Source organism: Sinorhizobium sp. 7-81 (genome assembly GCF_030124405.1).
Lineage (GTDB): Bacteria > Pseudomonadota > Alphaproteobacteria > Rhizobiales > Rhizobiaceae > Sinorhizobium > Sinorhizobium psoraleae.
Genome location: NZ_JASKLT010000002.1, coordinates 1,075,824 through 1,096,855, shown reverse-complemented (window position 1 = coordinate 1,096,855; position 21,032 = coordinate 1,075,824). Strand labels below are relative to the sequence as shown.

Sequence of the window (21,032 nt, the reverse complement as noted above, 5' to 3'; positions counted from 1 at the left end):
GGAACCTTTTCAGGCGGTGACGCGGAGCGGACCGGTCGACTGGCGAATGCGCATTTCCGGCTTTATCAGGTGGATGCCGTCCGGCTCATGGCTGCCGGAGAGCTTGTCGAGAAGCGCCCGCGCCGCGCTGCGGCCGACGTCGGCCTGACCGTTCCAGACTGTCGTCAGCGCCGGAGTCGCAATCGAAGCTTCCTCGAGATCGTCGTACCCTGTAACCGAAATATCGACACCCGGCACCAGCCCGGCGCGGGCGATGCCGTTCATCATGCCGATCGCCACCAGGTCGTTCCAGCAGACGACCGCCGTCGGCTTTTGCGGCAGCGACAAAAGATGCACCGCCGCCTCGAAGCCGCCCTGCTTGGAGCGAGGACCGGGAATGCGTAAGTCGGGATCGACGTCGATATTCGCCTTGCGCAGCGCGTTCACATAGCCCTGATAGCGATCGCGGCCGGTCGAGGTCTGGTCGGTGCCGCCGACCATTGCGATGCAGCGGTGGCCGAGCCCGATGAGGTGATTGGTCGCGAGCGAAATGCCATAGGCGTCATCGCCGCGGAAGATCGGCACGTCGAGTCCTTCGATCGACCTGGCGATCAGGATCGCCGGCATGCCGTTGTCCTCGGCAAGCTGGATATCTTCAGGTGGGGTGCCGATCGCCGGCGACATGATGACGCCGTCGCCGCCAAGCTGCAGCAGCGTCTCGATAAAGTCGCGCTGCTTCTCGACGGAATCGTAATGATTGGAGAGGATGAAGGTCTGCTTGTCGCGATCGAGTTCAGCCTCGATCGCCTTGAGGATTTCACCGTAGAACGGATTCATGATGTCGTGCACGACGACACCGATGATCCCCGAACGCGACGTCCTCAAGCTGGCGGCGCGGCGATTGTATATATAGCCGAGCGCCCGTGCCTGCTCCTTGATCTTATCGCGCGTAACGGTCGCCACCAGCGGGCTGTCACGCAATGCCAGGGATACTGTCGCCGTTGAAAGGCCGAGGGTTTCCGCGATTGTCGAAAGCTTGACCTTTTGCGCCACTATGCCCCCCAATTTCAACCGATCTCGTCAGCCCGTTTTAAATCCTCTTTAAACTGTTTAAATCGCCGCCGCAATCGGGAAGTGTCACCGCAGGGGCACGGATCAATCGGGCGCCCTTGCCGCCTGCAGATTGCTGTCGACCACGCGCAGAAGTTTGAGGAGGGTACGCACCTGCTTGTCGGTCAGGCCCCGTGTGGCGAGCTTTTCGGAATGCTGCCCGGCCTCCGCAATTGTCTGCAGCCGCTCACGCCCTGGCGCGGTCAGGTAGACCTTGGTCAGCCGCGCATCCTCTTCGTCCGGGCGGCGTTCCAGGAAGCCTTGCGCCTCCATGCGGCCGATCGTGCGTGTCATCGTCGGCGCCTTGACGCCGAGCTTTGCAGCGAGAGCGCCTGCCGTCAGGCCGTCGGTCTCGGCCAGCGCGAGCATCACGCCATCCTGCCCCGCATAAAGGCCGCTTTCATGCAGATTGCGGGAAAGTACGGTGCGCATCGAGCGCGCCGCCTGTACAAGAACTGAAGCAAGGTCGTGCGGCTCGACGGCAAGCTCGTCCCTCTTCTTGCCGTTCTTGCCTTTCTTTTCGGCCTTGCTCTTCTTGCCCATTGGACCTCCCGCCGAATCCCGTACACTTCCCTTTATAGCAATACAGCTTGTGATTACGAACTGTATGACTCAAATAACAATTTTACGACAATCGGGACGGAGAACCGAAGAGAAATGTCGATGCCCGAGGCCCACTGGAACGATAATCCCGCAGACCTCGCACCTTCCGAGCGGAAGGAATGGATCGCGGTGCTGCCGCTCGGCGCGCACGAGCAGCATGGGCCGCATCTTCCCGTCGAAACCGATCGGCTGATCGCCGAGGGCATCGTTCGGCGCGTCATCGCGGCGCTCCCCGAGGACCTGCCGGCGACGTTCCTCCCGGTCGAACCCGTCGGTTATTCGGTAGAACACATGGATGCGCCCGGCACGCGCACGCTCGCCTATGACGAGGCGATCGGCCGCTGGCTCGGGATTGCCGAAAACCTCCAGCATCTCGGCATCCGCAAATTCGTGATGCTGAACGCCCACGGCGGCAACTCGCCGTTGATGACGATCGTCGCGACCGAGGCGCGGGTGCGCTTCAACATGCTCGCGGTCGCGACGAGCTGGACCCGTTTCGGGCAGCCGGAAGGGTGGATCAGCGCCGAGGACAAGGCGCTCGACGTTCATGGCGGCGACATCGAGACCTCGGTCATGCTGGCGCTCCATCCGGACAGGGTGGACATGACGCGGGCCGCCCGGTTTCCCTCCCGCCAGAGCGACTTCACCGCCCGCTTCAAGCATTTGCGCGCCTACGGTCCGCATGCGTTCGGCTGGAAGATGTCCGACCTTAACCGGGAGGGCGTCGCTGGCAACGCCGGCGCGGCGACTGCCGCGCGTGGTGATGTCCTCCTCACCCACGCGGTGAAAGGCATCATCGAACTACTCGAGGACGTGAAAGCTTTCGACGTCGACGAACTTGCCTAAGACCGCTGGTCGCCCGCGGGCGGACACGACAACATCCGGAGAACCGCCTCGTGACGATCGGCGTCATCGGCGGTGCCGTGCGCGGCTTTCCGGCGCTCGCCGAGCTCCGCTTGCAACTCGGAAAGCCGGTCCTGGAGCTCCGGCGAGCCGGGCGTGGTGACGATAGCATTTCGAGCGAAGGACGAGAGGCGAGCGCGCGACGAAATCGCCCGCCACTATTTGCGCATTGTCCCGTCATCTCCTATATGAGGACGCGACATTGATGCCCGCGGCGCATCGCCAATCCTCGAGGCTCCTATGACCGAAACATCCACGCAGAAGCCGATCCCCGTCACCGTGCTCACGGGCTATCTCGGCGCCGGCAAGACGACGCTCCTCAACCGCATCCTCAGCGAGAACCACGGTCGCAAATACGCGGTTATCGTCAACGAGTTCGGCGAAATCGGCATCGACAACGACCTGATCGTCGAGTCGGACGAGGAAATCTACGAGATGAACAACGGCTGCGTCTGCTGCACGGTCCGCGGCGACCTGATCCGTGTCGTCGAGGGGTTGATGCGCCGTCCGGGCCGCTTCGATGCGATCATCGTCGAGACCACCGGCCTTGCCGATCCGGTGCCGGTCGCGCAAACCTTCTTCATGGATGACGACGTTCGCGCCAAGACCGAGCTCGACGCGGTCGTCGCACTGGTCGACGCCAAGCACCTGCCGCTGCGTCTCAAGGACAGCCGCGAGGCCGAGGACCAGATCGCCTTCGCCGATGTCGTTCTCTTGAACAAGACCGATCTGGTGACACCGGAAGAGCTGGAGCGGATCGAGGCGACGGTGCGCGTCATCAATCCGTCCGCTCGCATCTACCGCACACAGCGCTCCGAGATCGACCTGACGAAGGTGCTCGACCAGGGCGCCTTCAATCTCGAGAAGGCGCTCGAAAACGATCCGCACTTCCTCGATCAGGATGAGCATCACGATCACGTCTGTGGTCCCGACTGCGATCACGACCACCACCATCATGATCATGATCACCACGATCACGATCATCATGACCATCGCCATCATCACCACGATCATGGCCCCTCGCCCATACACGACGTGACGGTGCAGTCGATCTCGCTGCGCGGCGGCGAGATGAACCCGGACCGCTTCTTTCCGTGGATCCAGAAGATCACCCAGACCGATGGTCCGAATATCTTGCGGTTGAAGGGCATCATCGCTTTTGCCGGCGATGCCGAGCGCTACGTGGTCCAGGGCGTGCACATGATCATCGAGGGCGACCACCAGCGCGCCTGGAAGGACGGCGAAAAGCGCGAGTCGCGACTCGTCTTCATCGGCCGCGATCTCGACCGCGAGAAGCTCGAGCGCACCTTCAAGGCCTGCGAGGTGCAGGCATGAGCCCGAATAAACAAGAGAGCCTGGCCAACTAATGCCGACAGTCGCTCCGCTCGATCTCGAAGGCCACGTCGTCGGCGTGGCCTTCCTCAAGGACACACCGTTCTTCGCCGAAGCCTCCGGCACCATCCATCGCCTCGACCATGGTCACAGGACCATTGAAGCCCATGACGGCCTGCTCTCGCTCGACCGTGACGAAGCGAACGACAGCCTGCTGACCGGCGGCGAGGACGGCAAGGTCATGCGCATTCTCGCCGACGGCACGACAAGCCTTGTTGCCGAAGCGCCACGCAAATGGATATCGCAGGTCGCGGCCGGGCCCCAGGGCGCCGTCGCCTATGCCTATGGCAAGACGACGCATGTTCGCCTGGCCGACGGCACGACAAAGGATTTTCCCGAGGAGCGCACGGTCGAGGGCATTGCCTTTGCACCGAAGGGCCTGCGCATCGCCGTTGCCCGCTATAACGGTGTGTCCATGCATTGGGTGGCGATCGCGGGCCAGCCGGTCGATCTCGAATGGAAGGGCGCCCATACCGGGGTCACATTTTCTCCCGATGGGCGTTTCGTCGTCACCAGCATGCAGGAGAACGCGCTGCACGGATGGAAGCTCGATGCCAAGGCGGGGGCCGAAGCGCGCCACATGCGCATGACCGGCTATCCGGCCAAGGTGAAGTCGCTCTCCTGGTCCGCCAAGGGCAAGTGGCTTGCCTCTTCCGGCGCGCCAGCCGCGATCGTCTGGCCGTTCCAGGGCAAGGACGGACCGATGGGCAAGGCGCCGCTCGAACTCGGCACCCGCGCCAACATCATGGTGACGGCGGTCGCCTGCCATCCGGGCGAGGACGTCGTCGCCATCGGCTACGAGGACGGCATGATCCTCGCTGCCCGCTTCGCCGACAGCAAGGAAGTGCTGCTGCGCCGACCTGGAAAAGGTGCAATCACTGCCATGACGTGGAGCAAGAACGGCCGCCAGCTCGCCTTCGGTTCGGCGGCCGGCGACTGCGGCGTGGTGGATCTTGCTGGATAGCCTGTCTTCCGCAGTGCAGGCTGAAGGCCCCTCACCCTAGCCCTCTCCGCGCAAGCGGGGCGAGGGGACGCCAGACGGCAATGATTATTCCTTGATTTGGTGGCGAAGCGGCCGCCAAATGTCCCTTCTCCCAGCCTGTGGGGAGAAGGTGGCGGCAGCCGGATGAGGGGCGAATCGCAATCCGCTTCACCGTAAGCCTCACCACTCGAGTTCCAGATGCGGCCGCCCGTTGGAGGTCTTTTCGACCGTCCGCCCGTTTTCGTCTATCGTCGCCGTCACCCTCTGGCGAAACGCCGAGAAGCTTTCGAACGTCACGACGTCGACCGGCTCATCGAACTTGAACGTCAGGCGATAGCGCCTCGGTTCAGCGCTTATCGCATGAACCGAGAGGATTTCCGCCTCGAAAGCCTGGCCGAGATAGTGGCCCTTCACCCGCGACCCCAGCATCCAGGGATTGAACGGCTGGCGGTTGCCGGCGGCGGCGTGAAGCGTATTCCAGTCGCGGTAGCCGTATTTCGTGGCGACGAGTTCGAGCGATTTGGAGTGGCTGATCGCTTCGCCCTCGGCCGCGAGCCGGGAACGCAGGCGTCTCGCCTGGTCCTTCAGCGCATCGAGTGCGGGGAGCGTCGGTTTTCCATGCGTCATGACAGGGTCTCCTGTTGCGGCATGCAATTTTCAGGATGGGTGCCCGCATTGCCATCGGTTCGCATGCCGTTTCGGCGTGACCGTGTCGAAAAGAGGGACTTCACCAAAGCTTCAAGCTCGCGGACGGCAGGGGCCCTCGCCCGTCGCCTCCATAGGGGAAGACAGGAAGGCTGTCAAACGCGCGTCGCTCGCAGCAACAATGGCGACGACCTCACCAACGAGGCGAACCACGCTTGCGCGCACGCCAAAGCTGTGGGAGGACTCTGCGTCGCGAAGGGAGGACACCATGAGTGAAGTCACCATTCTTGCATTCGCGCTCGTCGCTTTCATCGGCATCGCGACCCCCGGACCAACCGTGCTTCTTGCGCTCACCAATGGCTCTCGCCATGGCGTAAGACGGGCGATATCAGGCATGATCGGCGCCGTCCTGTCGGATTTCGTGCTGATCGGCGCCGTGGCGCTCGGTCTCGGCGCGCTGCTGGCCGCGTCCGAGTTCTGGTTCACGGTCGTCAAATGGCTGGGTGCCGCCTACCTCGCGTTTCTCGGCATCATGCTGCTGCGCTCCCGCGGCACACTGGACATCGCCACCGATCGCGAGAGCGACGGCGGCGCGGCCACGAAACGCGCGATCTTCCTCAAGAGTTTCCTTGTCGCAGTCACCAATCCGAAGGGCTATCTGTTTTTCTCGGCCTTCCTGCCGCAGTTCATCGAGCCTGCCCTGCCGCAGGCGTCGCAATACGCGGTACTCGCCACCGTCTTCGCTTCGATCGATTTCGTGGTGATGTTCGGCTATGCGCTGATCGGCTCCCAAGCGGTCCGTTTCCTCAAGCGATCCGGCGCCATCTGGCTCGATCGTGTGTGCGGAGGCGCGCTCCTGGCGCTCGCGGGATCGCTGGCATTTTACCGGCGCGCTGCGAACTAACCTGCGGCATCGGAGGACGGCGCATGATCGGATACACGATGGTCGGAACAACGGATCTGAAGCGGGCCGAGCGATTTTACGACCCGTTGATGGCGCTGATCGGTCAGGAGCGCTGCTATTGTGATGAACAGGTTACCTCCTGGGGGCGGAGAGATGACGACAGGGCTCCACGCTTCTTTACGGGTTACCCTTTCGACGGCAGCCGCGCCGCGGTTGGCAACGGAACAATGACGGCCTTTCTCATCGAAAGCGCAGACTTGATCAACCGGATGTTCGAGATCGCGATGGAGTGCGGGGGCCGGGACGAGGGGAAACCCGGCTTCCGCCCGCAATATGGCGATGGCTTTTACGCGGCCTACGTGCGTGACCCAGATGGCAACAAACTTGCTTTTGTCTGCTACGATGCCAGGAAACAATCGGCGTCCCGAACGTGAAGGCAACGCGGCCGGAAGCAGCGCCCCCAAAACACTACAGCGCCCCCGCGCCATTTCGGCGCAGGAGCGCTGTTCGTTGTCCGCCTCCGCAGGGTGAGAGGCGGAGATCTCAGGCGGCGTGCTTGAGCGGCGGCAGGGCGAGCTTGCGGCCGCTCGCCACCAGCATTCCAGCCGCACCATCGAGCCAACCGTCCTTGAGCTCGAGCGCCAGGAAACGGTTACGCTCGAACGGTCCCGGCATGACGAGATGCTGCGCCCGCGCGGCGAAGAAGCCGAAGCGTTCGTAGTAGGCGGCGTCGCCGACGAGCAGGATTGCGCCATGACCACGGTTCTTGGCTTCCTGGATCGCCGCCCGCATCAGCATGCCGCCGATACCCCTGCCCTCATGCGCTGGGTCGACGGCAAGCGGGCCAAGGAGAAGCGCGGGAACGGGATGACCTTCCGGGTTTACGCCCGCTTCGACATTCCAAAGACGGACCGTGCCAATCACGTGACCGTCCTGGTCGCGCGCGACAAGGGCAAGCCCCTCGGCCGGTACGCGGCCGCGGCGCAGCTTTTCCGACGACTTCCGGCGACGGTCCGGGCCCATCGCGCGGTCGAGCAGGCTTTCGCGTGCGACGACGTCGCCCGGATTTTCGGAGTCGATCACAAAGGTGGACGGCGCGAAGAACGCGCGCATGGCATCAACAACAGCGGCCATCGGGGCCTCCCGTCATCAAAACCGCTTCAGGCGGATCGGATAAGAATTGTGAAATTGCCGCTCCCGCTTCATCGCGGGAGCAGGCAGGATCAGATCACATAGGCCTTCAGCGGCTCGAAGCCGTTAAAGGCGACGGCCGAGTAGGTCGTCGTGTAGGCGCCCGTGCCTTCGATCAGAACCTCGTCGCCGATCGTCAGCGAGATCGGCAGCGGATACATGTTCTTCTCATAGAGCACGTCGGCCGAGTCGCAGGTCGGGCCGGCGAGTACGCAGGGCTCCATCACGTCGGCGTCGCGTGCTGTGCGGATCGGATAGCGGATCGCCTCGTCCATCGTCTCGGCGAGACCGCCGAACTTGCCGATGTCGAGAAAGACCCAGCGGTGGTTGTCGTTGTCCGACTTCTTCGAAACAAGCACGACTTCCGCCTTGATCACACCCGCATTGCCGACCATGCCCCGGCCCGGCTCGATGATCGTCTCCGGGAGCTTATTGCCGAAGTGCTTCTTCAGCGCACCGAAGATCGCCTGGCCATAGGCTTCGGCCGACGGCACGTCCCTGAGGTACTTCGTCGGGAAGCCGCCGCCCATGTTGACCATCTTGAGCTCGATGCCCTGTTTGGCGAGCTGCACGAACACGCGCTTGGCGTCGGCAAGCGCCGAATCCCAGGCATCGAGCTTCGTCATCTGCGACCCGACATGGAACGACACGCCATAGGAGACGAGGCCGAGCTGATGGGCGTAGACGAGCACGTCGACGGCCATCTGCGGCACGCAGCCGAACTTGCGCGACAGCGGCCATTCCGCACCTTCGCCATCGGTCAGCACGCGGCAGAAGACGCGTGCGCCGGGAGCGGCACGCGCGACCTTCTCGACTTCCTCATGGCTGTCGACCGCGAAAAGGGACACGCCCAGCGCATGAGCGCGGGCAATGTCGCGCTCCTTCTTGATGGTGTTGCCATAAGAAATGCGTTGAGCGGTCGCACCGGCATCAAGCGCCATTTCGATTTCAGCGACGGACGCGCAATCGAAATTGGAACCGAGACCGGCGAGAAGGCGCAGGATTTCCGGCGCCGGGTTGGCCTTGACGGCATAATAGATCGAGCTGTCGGGCAGCGCGTGGCGGAAGGCCTTGAAATTGTCGCGCACGACGTCGAGGTCGACAACGAGGCACGGGCCTTCCGGTCGTCGGGTGTTCAGGAAGTCGATGATGCGTGCGGTGGTCATAGCCATATTCCCCTGATCCATTAGACTCCACAACTGTGGAGGACAAAGGGCATACGCGCGCTTGCACTGGTGCCAGCCGGTGGAGACCCCGGAACCATGCATGCGCTCGATGCGCGAAACGGTGAATCGAAGCCCGCAAAGGCTAAGATTCGGCTTTGTCTGCCATGGATTGGAGGGAATATCCCAACCGCACTTCCGGCAATGAAGGTGTGCCTCTTCAGTAACCCCGGCTGTTGGAAAGCCGGCAGACACCAGAAAGGCCCGCACCGTCGTTGCTTCAAGATGTCCTCGCATTTCCCGGTTGGCCGGAATAGCGACTGGAGGGGTTAGTTCCAGGTACCTTACCGATAACCTCACCTAATCGAGGGTCGGCGGACACCCACAGGCACGTGCGACTTTGGGCAAGGGCGTAGGTAAGAAAAAACCTTGTCGTAATCAAGAGTTTTTTGCGTTCCGCAGTTGAATTTTTTCCGAACCCGACGACATTGTCGGTGTTCACATTCACTGAACAATCGAACCTGCCGGAACGGCCGCGCTAAGCCATTGCAGATAAAAGGACTTCCTCCAAAATGCCAGGCAAGGGCGCAGACACAAACCGGCGCAAGGTCGAGCGCAGGCGGCCCGGTGTCGCGCACGTCCTCCGGCAGGCGAGAGATTGCGGGCGAATCAGCCCGGCGAATATGAGATGAAAGAAGGTCAGCCATGGACACCTTGACCCGAATCCGTGCCTTCATCGACGTCGTGGACGCGGAAGGCTTTTCCGCGGCCGCCCGGCGCGTCGGGAAATCCAAGGCGCTTCTGTCGAAATATGTGCGTGAACTGGAAGACGAGCTCGGCGCCCTCTTGCTGAACCGCACGACGCGGCAATTCTCGCTGACCGAGGCCGGCCACACCTACTACCGAACGGCCTCCGAGATCCTGAAGGAAATCGACAACCTCGCCGATCTCGTGCGCGCCAACAATTCCGATCTGCGCGGACGGCTGCGCATCACCGTGCCGCGGACATTCGTGGATGCGGAAATCGGGCAGTCGCTGATCGACTTCGGCAAACAGCATCCTGAACTGTCGCTCGAAATCGTATCGGACGATCGCTTCATCGATCTTGTGGAAGAAGGCTTCGATGTGGCGGTCCGCATCACCCGACTCGAGGATTCGACACTGATCGCCCGCAAACTCGACGACTTCCAGGTGCTGCTCTGCGCCTCGCCAGACTTCGTGGCGAAGGTCGGCCCACTCAACCATCCGAGCGAACTCTCGAAGATCCCGTGCATTCTCGATACCAACGGCCGGTCCTATTCGAACTGGCGCTTCGTCGAGCCGGACGGCTCGACCTTCACCGTCCCGGTGAACGGGCCGATCGAGGTCAACAGCCCGCTCGCCTCCGCGCGCGCCGCCGTCACCGGCATCGGGATTGCGCCCGTTCCGGACTTCATCGCCCGGCCGAAGATCCTTTCCGGTGAGTTGGTGACGTTGTTCGATGACTTCCTGCCGAAGGACCGCGGCATCTACGCGATCTATCCGCATCGGCGTTATCTGCCGGCGAAGGTGCGCACCTTCGTCGATTTCCTGCACGGCTGGTTCCGCTCGCGATGACCGTGCCAGGGCGAAACGCTGCATCGCCAAGTCCCAATTCCGTCCCATTTGCAGTACATTCGGAAGACGATTCGTCCGGCTCGGGCCAAAAAGGATTTCCACTCCCATGAAAATGCAACGCCTCGTCATGGCCGGCCTCGCGACGCTCGTTGCGCCCGCCCTGGCTGTCGCCCATCCGCACATTTTCGCCGAAGCACGGCTGGAGATCGTTTCCGACGACAAGGGCGAGATCGGCGAATTGCGCAACGTCTGGCGCTTCGACGAACTGTTCTCCGCAAGCGTCGTGCTCGACTTCGACAAGAACTCAAATGCGACCCTCGACCCGGACGAACTCAAGGAGGTCGGCCAGACGGTTCTCGAATCCCTGTCGGAATACAATTACTACACGACGATTTCCGACAACGGCAAATCGGTGAAGGTGAACAAGCCCGACAGCATTACCGTCGACTACAAGGACAACCAGCTCCTGATGATGTTCGCGGTCAAGCCAGCGGAAGCGCTGCCTCTCAAGGGCAAGCTCTCCTTCGGCGTCTATGACCCGACGATGTACACGGCAATGGACTTCCCAACCGATGATGATCTGACGGTCGTCGGCGACAAGATCGAGGCTTGCGAGCGTCAGGTGGTGCGGCCCGATCCGGACGAGGTACTCGCCGAAAACAAGGACACGCTGACCGACGCCTTCTGGAACGACCCTACCGGCACCGACATGTCGAAGCTCTTTGCAACCAGGATCGAGATCAAATGCTAAAGCCACGCAGGATTGGCGGACCGCTGGCGGCTGCGCTCTTGCTCGCGGCCCTTTCGGCGACGGCAGCCGCAGCCCAGTCGCCGCTCGGCATCGGCACTGCCGAACCGTCTGTCCAGACGACGGGCTTCCTCGGCGGTTTCTTTGCCTGGGTGAACATGGAGCAGCAGAGCTTCTACCGGCTGCTCACGGGCACGCTCAAGGGCATGCGCGAGAACCCGTGGCAGCTCTGGTCGCTGATCGGCCTCTCCTTTGCCTACGGCGTTTTCCACGCGGCGGGCCCGGGGCACGGCAAGGCGGTCATTTCTTCCTACATGATTGCCAACGAGACGGAACTTCGCCGCGGCGTCCTTCTCTCCTTTTTATCGTCGATGCTGCAAGGAGTGGTGGCGATCCTGCTGATCGGCGCCGTCTATCTGCTGTTGCGCGGCTCGTCGATCAGCATGACGGATGCCACCCACTCGCTTGAGGTCGCAAGCTATGCGCTGATCGCGGCGTTCGGAGGTTGGCTGGTCTTTCGCAAGCTGCGTTCGATGGTGCGGCCCGCTGCTGCTTCAGCCAGCGACGCGCACACGGAACACAGCCATCACCACCACGATCACCATGATCATGGCGATCACCACCACCATCATCACGTGCATGCTCCCGGCGAGGTCTGCTCAACCTGTGGCCACGCGCATGCGCCGGATCCGGCCATGCTGAAGGGTGATCGTTTTGCGCTGAGCGAAGCCTGGTCGGCGATCGTCGCCGTCGGCCTGCGTCCCTGCTCCGGGGCACTGATCGTACTCTCCTTCGCGCTCTTGAACGGGCTTTATCTCGGCGGCGTTCTCTCGGTCTTCGCCATGTCGATCGGCACGGCGATCACCGTCTCGATCCTCGCCACCATGGCCGTCACCGCCAAGGGTTTTGCCGTGCGTTACGCATCGAGCACTTCTGCCGCAGCACGCGTTTCCAACGGCATTGAGATCGCCGGCGCCGCGATGGTGCTCGTGCTTGGACTTGTACTGCTGGGCGCTGCGCTTCAGGGCTAGAGCATCTCGCTTTCACATGGAATCACAGAAAGCGGATAAGATGCTCTACAGCGCCGCGCGTCCCATCGGACGCGCTAAGGTCGCTGTAGAGAACAATTCCAGGAAAAGTGTTTAACGGTTTTCCGTCCGGAATTGCTCAGTTTCCAGGAGTGAGGTGCGTCACTGTCCGCGTCGGCGCTGATGGCGGGCGCGCAACCAGAAAATCAGGAAGAAACCGAGGACGAAGAGAGCGCCGAAGGCCGCGGCGAGCCACGGCGAAATATCGCCGAGCCAAAGCATGATTGACGGCAAGGCAAAGAAGCCGACGGCGACGACGACAAGAATGACCGCGGCCGCGATTGCGGCGGATCTTTCCCTTTTCTCAGGCGGTTTCAAGCTCGCTCCTTTGCTGCTAGATCGACGCGAATATCCTCGAGGCGGCGCTTCTGGCGGCCATCACCATCGAAGTTTTCAGGCGACAGCCAAGCTTCGAATGCAGTCTTGATGAGCAGCCATTCGCCGTCGATGATCGAGAACCAGGCGGTATCGCGGTTGCCATGCTTTGAAATCATATGCTGGCGGAAAATGCCTTCGAACGTGAAGCCGAGACGCGCTGCAGTGGTGCGGCTCGGTTGATTTTCACTGTGGCATTTCCATTCGTAGCGGCGGTAGCCCAGATCTTCGAAAACATGCCGGGCCATCAGATAGTGCGCCTCCGTCGATAACGGCGAGCGCGCCATGGCCCGCCCGTGGGCCACTCCACCGACTTCCACGACGCCATTGGCCGGGTCCGCCCGCATGTAATTTGCCATGCCGACCACCTTGCCGGTCGCCTTGTCGCGAAAGACCTCTGTGATCCAACCGGACTTCTGCTGGACCGAGCTCAGCCAGGCGTCGAAGTCTCCGATGCCGGAAAAATCGTCCTGGGTGAAATATTTCAGGAGCGGGTTGATCGCCATGCCGCCGAAGGCGTCGTGCCAGAGCGCTTCTAGATGCGCCGCCCGATCATAGGGCTCCAGCCTGACGTATCGCCCCTCGATAAGAACCGGCTGCGGCGCCGGACATCCCTTCCAATTGGCTAGGTCACGCATCGATTGCTCCCGCGTTTTCATTTGCCCCTCGCAATAGGACAGACGCCTGGCCGTTACAAATTCAAACTGCTGATGGACCCATGAAGCGTAACGAATGGGAGGGGAGCGATCCCGCTCCCCGGTGTCCCCGTTGCGCGCCGCCGGGATCAGGCGGGAACCTTGGCTCCCGAGACTGTTGCCTCGATATGGTCGACAAGCGCGTCGGCGAGCCCGAGCCGACCGGCGAGCAGGTCGAGATAGCCGCGTTCGGCCCGGCTCTCCGGCTCGATCGCAAGACGCGACGCGGTATAGATCTCGACGCGTTGCTCCTCCGTCGTGGCGGCAGCGACGATCGCATCGAGATCGACCGGATTGGCGAGCTCCTCCTCAAGGAATGCCGCCGCATCGGCCGAGAGGCCGGAAACCGACAGTTTGCCCATGATGTGAGCACGCTCGGTCTCGTCGATATGGCCGTCAGCGCGGGAAGCGGCGATCATGGAGCGCACCAGGATCAGGGCAAAGTCGTTGCTCACGGCTGCCGGTGCCGTAAAGCCGGAGTCGGCCGGCGGCGGCAGGAGCTCCGGCGTCGGCTGCGAAGCCGGTTCGGCGGCCGGCGCCTTGCCGGCCTGGTAGTTCTTGTAGGCCTGGTAGCCAAGCCCGGCGACCGCGGCGAGACCACCAAGCACCGCCGCATTGCCGGCGAGCTTGCGGCCGGATTTCGTTCCCAGAAGAACCGCCGTGATCGCGCCCGTAGCAAGCGGATTATCCTTGGCAAGCCTGGTCACCTGATCGGCCCGGTCGCGCACCGTGCCGCCGGCGCCAGGCACCTGCGAACCCAAGAATTGATCCAGCAACTTCTTCGCGTCGAACATGGCTTCGCTCCTCTTCGGTTACCGCGCGACGGCAATACAGGAAACGCTCGCCCCGCGTCGTCGTCGGCGGATTGAGACATAGGAACGTTGCGAGAAAAATACAATTCGCGTTGAGCACGAAAAAGGCCGGGGCGCCGGCCTTCGCACGCTTCGGTGTTGCGTAAAATCAGCCCTTGAGGGCGTAGGCTTCTGCGGCAAGCTTGGTAATGCCGGCCCAATCGCCTTTGGCCACCAGTTCTTTCGGCGCCACCCAGGAACCGCCGACGCAGACGACGTTCGGTAGCGAGAGATAATCGCGCGCGTTGCCAAGCGAGATGCCGCCGGTCGGGCAGAACAAGGTGCCGGCGAGCGGCGAGGAAAGCGACTTCAGATAGGCAGCACCTCCGGCCTGCTCGGCCGGGAAAAATTTCATGACCTGATAGCCTTCCTCGCGCAGCCCCATCACCTCGCTCGCCGTCGCCGCACCCGGCAGCAGCGGCACTTCGTGGTCGTTGGCGACCTCGATCAGTTCCTGCGTCGTGCCCGGGCTGACGATGAACTGCGATCCCGCCTCCACGGCCTGCTCGAACTGTGCGGCGTTGAGAATCGTGCCGGCACCGGCGACAGCGCCCTCGACCTCGGCGGCGACCGCCCGGATCGCATCCAGCGCCGCTTGCGTGCGCAGCGTGATCTCGATCGCCTTCAGGCCGCCGGCGACCAGTGCCCGCGCCAACGGCACGGCCGTTGCAGCATCGTCGATGACCAGCACCGGAACCACCGGTTGCAGCTTGAGGATGGAGAGAAGCTTGTCGGTTTTCGCGCTCATGCCGGTCACCTTTTAAAACGATTGAATGTTCCGCTTCGCATACCCTCCCCGGCCCTGCTTGTCGAGACCGAAGGTCGTGAACACATCCTCGCCTTATAACAGCGAAAAATAAAATATCATCGGCGACAAAGAGGTGGCTTGAGCCTTGATGATAAAACGATAGTTTATCCGCAGTCCACCTCTCGAAATGGCGGGAAATCCATGGCGAAGGAGATAGAGCGTAAGTTCCTGGTCGCTGACGGCGGTTGGCAGGAGCACGCGGACAAGGGCATAAAACTACAGCAAGCCTACGTCGTTACCATGGAAGATCGCTCCGTCCGTGTGCGGATCCATGGCAACAAGTGGGCGCGCCTGACCATCAAGATCGGCAAGTCGGCACTCGTTCGCAATGAATACGAATACGATCTGCCCATGGACGATGCTCGGGAATTGCTGACCCAGGCGGTCGGTATCGTCATCGAGAAGCGACGTTATCGCGTCCCCCACAAGGGTTTCACCTGGGAGGTCGACGTCTACGAGGGGGCGCTCGCCGGGCTTGTCGTCGCCGAGGTCGAAATGAAGCGGGAAACGGATTTGCCGGCCCTGCCGAAATGGCTGGGGCGCGAGATTACCGGAGATCGCCGCTATTCCAATCAGGCGCTTGCCACAGAGGGGCTGCTGGAAGCGCAATCATGAGTTATGCGTTCAATCCCGGCTGGCCTTTCACCGAGGATTTTCGGGCTGTCGGGGCCGAACAGATCGAACACGCGGTGGCTGTGCTCGAGCATCGGCCGCAAGGTGTTCACGAAGCAATTCACGACGCCCGCAAGAACTTCAAGCGCCTGCGCTCGCTCTACCGGCTTGTGGCCTCCGACGCGCCGCTGTTCCAGAAGCAGGAAAACGCCCGTATACGCGCGATGGCGCGAAATCTCTCGACCGCCCGCGACGCTGCCGCACTCGTCGAGAACATCAACTACCTGCGCGGGCAGACGAAGAGCGACGAACAGAGTACGGCCCTCGACCAGGTCTACACCATTCTCGCGGAACGCCGCGACCGGATCGCCGAGAGCGAAGCGGACATCGAAGTCAAGATCGCCTCGACAATCATCGACTGCGAGCAGGCACTTGCCGCACTCGCGCATGTTACCTTCAACGACGGCAAACGAAACTCCGCGGCCCGGCTGAAAAAAGGCTGGGGTCGTACCCTGAAGCGTGCCGCGTGCGCGAGGGCAGCCTGCGAAGCGGGCACCGATGCCACGCTTTTCCACGAGTTGCGCAAGCAAGCCCAGGATTACCGGATGCAACTGGCGCTGATGCGGGAGATCTGGCCCTCGGCAATGGGGGCGAAGAGGACGGAAGCCAAGGCGCTCGTAGACGTACTCGGCCATTTGAACGACCTCGCCACGCTCACATCGCTGATCAACGAGGAGCCGGGCCTTGCCGGCAGCAGCCAGAACCAGGCACACCTCCTTTCCGCTGTTATCACGCGGGAAGAGGCGCTGAGAGCGGAGGCGCGGCAACGGGCGGCGGCGGTCTTTCTCGACAAGCCAAAAGATGAAAGCCGAACGATCGAGCTGCTCTGGCTTGAGGCCGGACGGTAGAGTGGCGTGCGGCTTCATTCTGCCGCCGAACCCGGCCGCTGGCCAGCCGGACAATTGGACACGGCGGCTGCGATTGCACTTGGCGGCCGAAAGCTGTATTTGCGTGGCGCATGACCGACATATCCATGACCCCGCGCCCGGAGACACAAGGCCAGTTTCTGGTGGCAGCGCTTTATCATTTCGTTCCCTTCCAGCGCTTCGCCGATTTTCGCGACCCGCTGCAGGCAGTCTGCGACGCCAATGACGTGAAGGGCACCCTGCTCGTCGCCCATGAGGGCATCAACGGCACGATCGCCGGTTCCGACGAGGGCATTGCCGCCGTGCTCGCTTTTCTGCGCGCGCAGCCGGAATTCACCCGCCTCGAACACAAGGAAAGCCGGGCTTCGGTGATGCCGTTCCTCCGCATGAAGGCGCGGCTCAAGAAAGAGATCGTCACCATGGGCGTCGAAAACATCGACCCCAACAAGGTGGTCGGCACCTACGTGGACCCGAAGGATTGGAACGCGCTGATCTCCGATCCGGAGACGCTGGTGATCGACACGCGCAACGACTACGAGACGGCGATCGGCCTTTTCCGCGGTGCCGTCGATCCGAAGACCAAGACCTTCCGCGAGTTTCCGGAGTGGGTGCGCAACAATACCGGCCTGCACAACAAGCCGAAGATCGCCATGTATTGCACCGGCGGCATCCGCTGCGAGAAGGCGACGGCTTTCATGAAGGAGCAAGGCTTCGAAGAGGTCTATCATCTGAAGGGCGGCATCCTCAAATATCTCGAGGAGGTCCCTGTGGAGCAAAGCCTTTGGGATGGTGCCTGCTTCGTCTTCGACGAACGCGTTTCCGTGACGCACGGGCTCGCGGAAGGCGAGCACACGCTCTGCCACGCCTGCCGCCAGCCCCTGACACCGGCTGACCTGTTGTCGCCCCTGCACGAGGAAGGCGTCTCCTGCATCCACTGTCATGAGGTCCGCACCGACGAGGACCGCGAGCGCTATCGCGAGCGGCAGAGGCAGATCTCGCTCGCGAAGAAGCGCGGCGAGCGACATCTCGGAAGCTGACGCGGCGTCTGGGTCCGGCGGGCTCAGCTCAGCGTTAACGAGGCACCCCCTCTGCCCTGCCGGGCGTCTCCCGCACAAGGGGGAGATTCGCCCGAGGCGCCGCCGTCCACCTTATTGATCGCTTCCGCAGGAAGGTTGAATTTTTCGAAGAGGGGTAGCGGGGAGCCCCCACCTTGTCGATCTCCCCCCTTGTGGGGGAGATGCCCGGCAGGCGGGGTATCCTGCCGCTCAGCAATCACTCTCGTTCCAATCAGCTCGGCAGCGTCTCGTACTCTTCCAGGCCAACGACCAACCGATCCCAATGCGGACGGCTGCGGGTGAAGACCGCGTTGGTGGGCTCAAACAGTGACATATCGTCGAGCGTGCCGGCATAGACCGTCCAGCGGTCGGCACCGGACGAGAAGATCTGGCTGCCGCACGTGGGGCAGAAGTGGCGGATCGTCACGTTGCCGTTTTCGGCGAGCTTCTCGTAAGCGCGGAGCTCGCCGGTGACATCGACGTCGGCGCACGAGAAGATCATATAGCAGCAGTGACCGGTACCCGTGGCCCGCTGGCAGTCGCGGCAATGGCAGAAGCCGGAATAGATCGGCGAACCCTTGGCTTCGTATCTTACCGCGCCGCAGAGGCACCCACCCTTCATCCCGCTCATGTCATCTCCTCCTCAAGCTGCCTGCTGCATGTTTCCTGAGATCGGAGCCGATTTAAGGGCAAAAACATGCAGCAATTCAAAGTGCTACAGCGCCGTGCGTCTACGCACGGCGCTGTAGAGGATAGCGAAGCGGCTTTCTTGGTCAAAGAAAAACCGCGCGCCGAGGTTGCAGCGCGCGGTGCATGTCTGCGTTCAACGGGTGAGCTACCAGCTGGGGATGAGTGCTCCCTTGAAGGTGTCGACGATGAAGGTCTTGACGCTGTCGTCGTGATAGGATTCGACCAGCGTCTTCACCCAGGGTGCGTCCTTATCCGCGGCGCGCACCGCAATGACGTTGGCGTAAGGAGACTTCTCGCTTTCGATGGCAATGGCGTCCTCCTTGGGATGAAGGTCGGCCTCGAGCGCGTAGTTGGTGTTGATCACGGCCGCGCCGACATCGGCCAGCGAGCGCGGAAGCTGGGCCGCGTCGAGTTCGGCGAACTCAATGTTCTTCGGATTTTCCGTCACGTCGGCCGGGGTGGCCTTCAGCCCGACGTCCGGATTGACCTTGATGAGGCCCTTTGAGGCGAGAACCAGGAGCGCGCGCCCGCCGTTGGTCGGGTCGTTCGGAATGGCGATCGTCGCACCATCCGTGAGCTCATCCAGGCTCTTCACCTTGTTCGAGTACACACCCATCGGCGTGGTGATGGTCAGGCCCACGCTGACGATATCGTAGCCCCGATCGGCGATCTGGTTGTCGAGATAGGGCTGGTGCTGGAAGGAATTGGCGTTGAGTTCGCCATCGGCGAGCGCCTGGTTCGGAACCACATAGTCGGAGAATTCGAGGATCTCGATATCGAGGCCCTTGGGAGCGGCGACTTCCTTCACCTTCTCCATGATCTGGGCATGCTCGCCCGGGGTCACGCCGACCTTGATGGTCTCCGCAAGGGCGGTGCCGGCCGCAAGGGCGGCGAAGGCCGCGGCTAGAATGAGCTTTTTCACGGAAGTCTCCTTGTTACTGTTAGATGTCTTGGGAGAGGATCAGTTCTTACGGCTGCGTTTGTCGAAGCGGCGGGCAAGGCGGTCCCCCGCGCTCTGCACCAGTTGCACGAGCACGATGAGCACGACGACGACGATCAGCATCACGTCCGGCCTGAAGCGCTGATAGCCGTAGCGGATGCCGAGATCGCCGAGACCGCCGCCGCCAACAGCCCCGACCATCGCCGAATAGCCGATGAGGCTGACGATAGTCATGGTGAGCGCCAGCGTCAGCGCCGGACGAGCCTCGGCCAGAAGCACGTTGAAGACGATCTGGGTCGGGGTCGCGCCCATGGCGCGGGCAGCCTCGATCAGGCCCTTGTCGATGTCGCGGATTGCCGCCTCGACCAGTCGCGCGAAGAACGGAATGGTCGCGATCGTCAGAGGCACGATCGCCGCCTTCGTCCCGATCGAGGTGCCGGTGACGAGACGCGTGAACGGGATAATCGCAACGACCAGGATAATGAAGGGCGTCGAGCGCGTGGCATTGACGATGAGCCCGACGATGCGGTTGATGTTTGGCGCCGGGAACAGCTCGCCCTTGCCGCTGGTTGCGAGGAAAATGCCGATCGGCAGGCCGATCAACGAGCCGATCAGGCCAGCAATCGCCACCATGCGTAATGTGTCGAACGTGGCCTTGGCGATGAGGAGCAGAAGATCAGGCGACATAGCCGAGCACCTCCGTGACCAGTCCGTTTTCGATGAAGAAGCGCTCTGCCCTGGCTGACGTTTCGGCGTCCGCCGCATAGGCAACCACGAGCGAACCATAGGGCTTGCCGCCGATCTCATCGATCGTGCCGGCAATGATATTGACCTCGGCGCCGACCGATTTGATGAGCTGCGAGATCAAAGGCCGTTCGGCCGTGGCGCCGAAGAAGGTGAGGCGAACCACTGCACGATCGCCCGCACTCGCGGCTGGCTTCAGGCCGCGCGCAACGGCATCCGGCAGTTTCGAACCCGGCAATCCGGACAGGAGCGCACGCGTCGTCTCGTGCTTCGGATGCGTGAAGACATCGAAGGTCTTGCCCCGTTCGACGATTTCGCCCCTGTCGATGACGGCCACATCCGACGTGACGGCCTTCACCACTTCCATCTCATGGGTGATGAGCAGCACGGTCAGCCCGAGTTCGGCATTGATCCGCTTCAAGAGCTCGAGGATCGACTGCGTCGTTTCCGGGTCGAGCGCCGACGTCGCCTCGTCCGAAAGAAGCAGTTTCGGCTCGGTCGCGAGCGCACGCGCAATACCGATGCGTTGCTTCTGGCCGCCGGAGAGCTCGGCCGGGTAGCGAGCGTGCTTGTCGGCAAGGCCGACGAGATCGAGAAGCGGCCGCACGCGCGCTTCGATGGCACGGCGATCCATGCCGGCAATTTCCAGCGGCAGCGCGACGTTGCCGAATACGGTGCGCGAGGAGAGCAGGTTAAAATGCTGGAAGATCATGCCGACCGAGCGCCGGAGAGTGCGCAAGCCCGCCTCGTCAAGCGCACCCACGTCGACGCCGTCGACGAGCACCTTGCCGCTCGACGGCTTCTCGAGGCCGTTCACCAGCCGGATCAGCGTCGATTTACCGGCGCCGGAACGGCCGATGATGCCGGTGATGGAGCCTCGCCCGATGTTGAGGTCGACATTATTGAGCGCGGTAAAGGCGCCGCTTTCGCCGGACGCCGCAAAACGCTTGGAGATGCCCTTGAAGGCGACCGAGACATCATCGGATGAGGGCGTGGGCACGGAAGCGGTCATAGTCCGGTCACCCCCGAAGG

General features: G+C 62.4%; 24 protein-coding genes. 11 read left to right on the top strand and 13 right to left on the bottom strand.

Annotation, left to right across the window (positions count from 1 at the left end; translation table 11 throughout):
* Positions 1-9 precede the first annotated feature (9 nt).
* Both QN224_RS12255 and QN224_RS12250 read right to left on the bottom strand, forming a co-directional pair.
* Positions 10-1,032 carry a LacI family DNA-binding transcriptional regulator gene (locus QN224_RS12255; RefSeq protein WP_173509066.1) on the bottom strand — a complete coding sequence of 341 codons (1,023 nt, stop codon included), beginning with the start codon at positions 1,030-1,032 and terminating at the stop codon, positions 10-12.
* A 102-nt stretch (positions 1,033-1,134) separates the two neighbouring features.
* On the bottom strand, positions 1,135-1,632 hold the full coding sequence (locus tag QN224_RS12250) for a MarR family winged helix-turn-helix transcriptional regulator (protein ID WP_173509065.1): 498 nt from the start codon (positions 1,630-1,632) through the stop codon (positions 1,135-1,137).
* A gap of 114 nt (positions 1,633-1,746) precedes the next feature.
* Here QN224_RS12250 and QN224_RS12245 point away from each other — a divergent pair, with 114 nt between their 5' ends.
* The 3 genes from QN224_RS12245 (at position 1,747) to QN224_RS12235 (ending at position 4,951) form a co-directional block, all read left to right on the top strand.
* Entirely contained in the window at positions 1,747-2,538 is a 792-nt protein-coding gene (locus tag QN224_RS12245) for a creatininase family protein (RefSeq protein WP_283976862.1), read from the top strand.
* 297 nt (positions 2,539-2,835) lie between these two features.
* Entirely contained in the window at positions 2,836-3,930 is a 1,095-nt protein-coding gene (locus tag QN224_RS12240) for a GTP-binding protein (protein WP_283976861.1), read from the top strand.
* A gap of 31 nt (positions 3,931-3,961) precedes the next feature.
* Entirely contained in the window at positions 3,962-4,951 is a 990-nt protein-coding gene (locus QN224_RS12235; RefSeq protein ID WP_283976860.1) for a WD40 repeat domain-containing protein, read from the top strand.
* 198 nt (positions 4,952-5,149) lie between these two features.
* Here QN224_RS12235 and QN224_RS12230 read toward each other — a convergent pair whose 3' ends face one another.
* Positions 5,150-5,596, bottom strand: a complete 447-nt coding sequence (locus QN224_RS12230) for a glyoxalase superfamily protein (protein ID WP_283976859.1) — start codon at positions 5,594-5,596, stop codon at positions 5,150-5,152.
* Positions 5,597-5,882: 286 nt separating this feature from the next.
* On the opposite strand from QN224_RS12230, the gene QN224_RS12225 reads away from it, so the two are divergent.
* Positions 5,883-6,518 carry a LysE family translocator gene (locus tag QN224_RS12225; protein WP_283976858.1) on the top strand — a complete coding sequence of 212 codons (636 nt, stop codon included), beginning with the start codon at positions 5,883-5,885 and terminating at the stop codon, positions 6,516-6,518.
* Positions 6,519-6,541: 23 nt separating this feature from the next.
* A complete protein-coding gene (locus tag QN224_RS12220; RefSeq protein ID WP_283976857.1) occupies positions 6,542-6,952 on the top strand; it encodes a VOC family protein in 411 nt (136 codons plus the stop codon).
* Positions 6,953-7,061: 109 nt separating this feature from the next.
* Here the strand turns inward: QN224_RS12220 and QN224_RS12215 are convergent, their stop codons facing one another.
* Positions 7,062-7,652 (bottom strand): N-acetyltransferase, encoded by a 591-nt coding sequence (locus QN224_RS12215; RefSeq protein ID WP_283976856.1) that lies wholly within the window; start codon positions 7,650-7,652, stop codon positions 7,062-7,064.
* Between the two features lie 89 nt (positions 7,653-7,741).
* Entirely contained in the window at positions 7,742-8,881 is a 1,140-nt protein-coding gene (odc2, locus tag QN224_RS12210; protein ID WP_283976855.1) for an ornithine/lysine decarboxylase, read from the bottom strand.
* Between the two features lie 696 nt (positions 8,882-9,577).
* Here odc2 and QN224_RS12205 point away from each other — a divergent pair.
* The 3 genes from QN224_RS12205 (at position 9,578) to QN224_RS12195 (ending at position 12,247) form a co-directional block, all read left to right on the top strand.
* On the top strand, positions 9,578-10,468 hold the full coding sequence (locus QN224_RS12205) for a LysR family transcriptional regulator (RefSeq protein WP_283976854.1): 891 nt from the start codon (positions 9,578-9,580) through the stop codon (positions 10,466-10,468).
* A 106-nt stretch (positions 10,469-10,574) separates the two neighbouring features.
* Positions 10,575-11,219: a DUF1007 family protein gene (locus QN224_RS12200; protein WP_283976853.1), complete on the top strand. Its 645-nt coding sequence runs from the start codon at positions 10,575-10,577 to the stop codon at positions 11,217-11,219.
* Complete coding sequence (locus QN224_RS12195) at positions 11,213-12,247, top strand: nickel/cobalt transporter (protein ID WP_283976852.1); 1,035 nt, start codon at positions 11,213-11,215, stop codon at positions 12,245-12,247. The genes QN224_RS12200 and QN224_RS12195 overlap by 7 nt, the downstream gene beginning before the upstream one ends.
* A gap of 159 nt (positions 12,248-12,406) precedes the next feature.
* Here QN224_RS12195 and QN224_RS12190 read toward each other — a convergent pair whose 3' ends face one another.
* From QN224_RS12190 to QN224_RS12175, 4 genes are all read right to left on the bottom strand, one after another.
* Positions 12,407-12,622, bottom strand: a complete 216-nt coding sequence (locus tag QN224_RS12190; RefSeq protein ID WP_173509054.1) for a hypothetical protein — start codon at positions 12,620-12,622, stop codon at positions 12,407-12,409.
* Complete coding sequence (locus tag QN224_RS12185; RefSeq protein WP_283976851.1) at positions 12,619-13,317, bottom strand: GNAT family protein; 699 nt, start codon at positions 13,315-13,317, stop codon at positions 12,619-12,621. The genes QN224_RS12190 and QN224_RS12185 overlap by 4 nt, the downstream gene beginning before the upstream one ends.
* A gap of 146 nt (positions 13,318-13,463) precedes the next feature.
* On the bottom strand, positions 13,464-14,168 hold the full coding sequence (locus tag QN224_RS12180; protein WP_283976850.1) for a tellurite resistance TerB family protein: 705 nt from the start codon (positions 14,166-14,168) through the stop codon (positions 13,464-13,466).
* 166 nt (positions 14,169-14,334) lie between these two features.
* A complete protein-coding gene (locus QN224_RS12175) occupies positions 14,335-14,973 on the bottom strand; it encodes a 2-dehydro-3-deoxy-phosphogluconate aldolase (RefSeq protein ID WP_283976849.1) in 639 nt (212 codons plus the stop codon).
* Positions 14,974-15,174: 201 nt separating this feature from the next.
* On the opposite strand from QN224_RS12175, the gene QN224_RS12170 reads away from it, so the two are divergent.
* From QN224_RS12170 to QN224_RS12160, 3 genes are all read left to right on the top strand, one after another.
* Positions 15,175-15,648 (top strand): CYTH domain-containing protein, encoded by a 474-nt coding sequence (locus QN224_RS12170; RefSeq protein WP_283976848.1) that lies wholly within the window; start codon positions 15,175-15,177, stop codon positions 15,646-15,648.
* On the top strand, positions 15,645-16,553 hold the full coding sequence (locus tag QN224_RS12165; protein WP_283976847.1) for a CHAD domain-containing protein: 909 nt from the start codon (positions 15,645-15,647) through the stop codon (positions 16,551-16,553). Before QN224_RS12170 ends, QN224_RS12165 begins: the two co-directional genes overlap by 4 nt.
* Positions 16,554-16,663: 110 nt before the next feature.
* Complete coding sequence (locus tag QN224_RS12160) at positions 16,664-17,608, top strand: rhodanese-related sulfurtransferase (RefSeq protein WP_283976846.1); 945 nt, start codon at positions 16,664-16,666, stop codon at positions 17,606-17,608.
* Positions 17,609-17,858: 250 nt separating this feature from the next.
* Here QN224_RS12160 and QN224_RS12155 read toward each other — a convergent pair whose 3' ends face one another.
* From QN224_RS12155 to QN224_RS12140, 4 genes are all read right to left on the bottom strand, one after another.
* Positions 17,859-18,257: a GFA family protein gene (locus tag QN224_RS12155; protein WP_283976845.1), complete on the bottom strand. Its 399-nt coding sequence runs from the start codon at positions 18,255-18,257 to the stop codon at positions 17,859-17,861.
* Between the two features lie 204 nt (positions 18,258-18,461).
* The gene (locus QN224_RS12150) at positions 18,462-19,238 is read right to left on the bottom strand and encodes a MetQ/NlpA family ABC transporter substrate-binding protein (RefSeq protein WP_283976844.1); all 777 of its coding nucleotides are present in this window, start codon (positions 19,236-19,238) and stop codon (positions 18,462-18,464) included.
* Positions 19,239-19,277: 39 nt separating this feature from the next.
* Complete coding sequence (locus QN224_RS12145; protein ID WP_283976843.1) at positions 19,278-19,943, bottom strand: methionine ABC transporter permease; 666 nt, start codon at positions 19,941-19,943, stop codon at positions 19,278-19,280.
* Positions 19,933-21,012: a methionine ABC transporter ATP-binding protein gene (locus QN224_RS12140; protein ID WP_283976842.1), complete on the bottom strand. Its 1,080-nt coding sequence runs from the start codon at positions 21,010-21,012 to the stop codon at positions 19,933-19,935. Before QN224_RS12140 ends, QN224_RS12145 begins: the two co-directional genes overlap by 11 nt.
* Positions 21,013-21,032: the final 20 nt, after the last annotated feature.

Bases quoted from the DNA above. Each gene is read 5' to 3' on its own strand.
- QN224_RS12250 (WP_173509065.1), bottom strand. From the start codon at position 1,632: ATGGGCAAGAAGAGCAAGGCCGAAAAGAAAGGCAAGAACGGCAAGAAG.
- QN224_RS12245 (WP_283976862.1), top strand. From the start codon at position 1,747: ATGTCGATGCCCGAGGCCCACTGGAACGATAATCCCGCAGACCTCGCA.
- QN224_RS12240 (WP_283976861.1), top strand. From the start codon at position 2,836: ATGACCGAAACATCCACGCAGAAGCCGATCCCCGTCACCGTGCTCACG.
- QN224_RS12235 (WP_283976860.1), top strand. From the start codon at position 3,962: ATGCCGACAGTCGCTCCGCTCGATCTCGAAGGCCACGTCGTCGGCGTG.
- QN224_RS12230 (WP_283976859.1), bottom strand. From the start codon at position 5,596: ATGACGCATGGAAAACCGACGCTCCCCGCACTCGATGCGCTGAAGGAC.
- QN224_RS12225 (WP_283976858.1), top strand. From the start codon at position 5,883: ATGAGTGAAGTCACCATTCTTGCATTCGCGCTCGTCGCTTTCATCGGC.
- QN224_RS12220 (WP_283976857.1), top strand. From the start codon at position 6,542: ATGATCGGATACACGATGGTCGGAACAACGGATCTGAAGCGGGCCGAG.
- QN224_RS12215 (WP_283976856.1), bottom strand. From the start codon at position 7,652: ATGGCCGCTGTTGTTGATGCCATGCGCGCGTTCTTCGCGCCGTCCACC.
- odc2 (WP_283976855.1), bottom strand. From the start codon at position 8,881: ATGGCTATGACCACCGCACGCATCATCGACTTCCTGAACACCCGACGA.
- QN224_RS12205 (WP_283976854.1), top strand. From the start codon at position 9,578: ATGGACACCTTGACCCGAATCCGTGCCTTCATCGACGTCGTGGACGCG.
- QN224_RS12200 (WP_283976853.1), top strand. From the start codon at position 10,575: ATGAAAATGCAACGCCTCGTCATGGCCGGCCTCGCGACGCTCGTTGCG.
- QN224_RS12195 (WP_283976852.1), top strand. From the start codon at position 11,213: ATGCTAAAGCCACGCAGGATTGGCGGACCGCTGGCGGCTGCGCTCTTG.
- QN224_RS12185 (WP_283976851.1), bottom strand. From the start codon at position 13,317: ATGCGTGACCTAGCCAATTGGAAGGGATGTCCGGCGCCGCAGCCGGTT.
- QN224_RS12180 (WP_283976850.1), bottom strand. From the start codon at position 14,168: ATGTTCGACGCGAAGAAGTTGCTGGATCAATTCTTGGGTTCGCAGGTG.
- QN224_RS12175 (WP_283976849.1), bottom strand. From the start codon at position 14,973: ATGAGCGCGAAAACCGACAAGCTTCTCTCCATCCTCAAGCTGCAACCG.
- QN224_RS12170 (WP_283976848.1), top strand. From the start codon at position 15,175: ATGGCGAAGGAGATAGAGCGTAAGTTCCTGGTCGCTGACGGCGGTTGG.
- QN224_RS12165 (WP_283976847.1), top strand. From the start codon at position 15,645: ATGAGTTATGCGTTCAATCCCGGCTGGCCTTTCACCGAGGATTTTCGG.
- QN224_RS12160 (WP_283976846.1), top strand. From the start codon at position 16,664: ATGACCGACATATCCATGACCCCGCGCCCGGAGACACAAGGCCAGTTT.
- QN224_RS12155 (WP_283976845.1), bottom strand. From the start codon at position 18,257: ATGAGCGGGATGAAGGGTGGGTGCCTCTGCGGCGCGGTAAGATACGAA.
- QN224_RS12145 (WP_283976843.1), bottom strand. From the start codon at position 19,943: ATGTCGCCTGATCTTCTGCTCCTCATCGCCAAGGCCACGTTCGACACA.
- QN224_RS12140 (WP_283976842.1), bottom strand. From the start codon at position 21,012: ATGACCGCTTCCGTGCCCACGCCCTCATCCGATGATGTCTCGGTCGCC.